This window comes from Geminocystis sp. GBBB08, from assembly GCF_016743215.1.
GTDB lineage: Bacteria > Cyanobacteriota > Cyanobacteriia > Cyanobacteriales > Cyanobacteriaceae > Geminocystis.
This window is the reverse complement of record NZ_VRZC01000325.1, coordinates 1-503: the sequence shown is the minus strand read 5'-3', so window position 1 is coordinate 503 and position 503 is coordinate 1. Positions and strand designations below refer to the sequence as shown.

1 protein-coding gene is annotated in these 503 nt (G+C 28.6%); it reads right to left on the bottom strand.

What is annotated here, in order from left to right:
* Nucleotides 1-153 precede the first annotated feature (153 nt).
* On the bottom strand, nucleotides 154-503 hold a 350-nt coding region (locus FWJ34_RS19485), incomplete at its 5' end, for a DUF1997 domain-containing protein (RefSeq protein WP_308256981.1).

The window sequence follows — 503 nt, the reverse complement described above, 5'->3', positions numbered from 1 at the left end:
CCCATAGGGTATTTTTTATCAGTCATAAGTAATATAGCAATCCTAAATAATTCGTGGCAACGTCAACATCAAAAATTTGAAGACAAGGGGTTTAAACTCCTTGCATTGCTTATATACAATTAATAATTTTCCACTAGTACTTATTAAATAGCACTAAAAACCTAATTCAGAACCTTGAATTTCAAACTGTAATTCTTGATTTGTTGTGTGAGCAAAATCATAATAATCCTTGATTAATTGAGATACTAATTGATGTTTAATCCGCATTAATACACCTTTTAATAAACTGTTACCAGTACTTTGTAAAATAGGTTTTGGCGTTAACCATAAAGGAGGAGGTAAATCAACTTTTACCCTTAAATTTGCCTTCCCTTGTAAATAAAATTTATTATCTATTTCTATAGGAGTTAATTTACCCTTAAGATCAAGAGAAAATCGTTGATTAATATATTCAATACCTTTAATTTCACAGGATTCTGATTTTAAATAGACATTACCAGAAG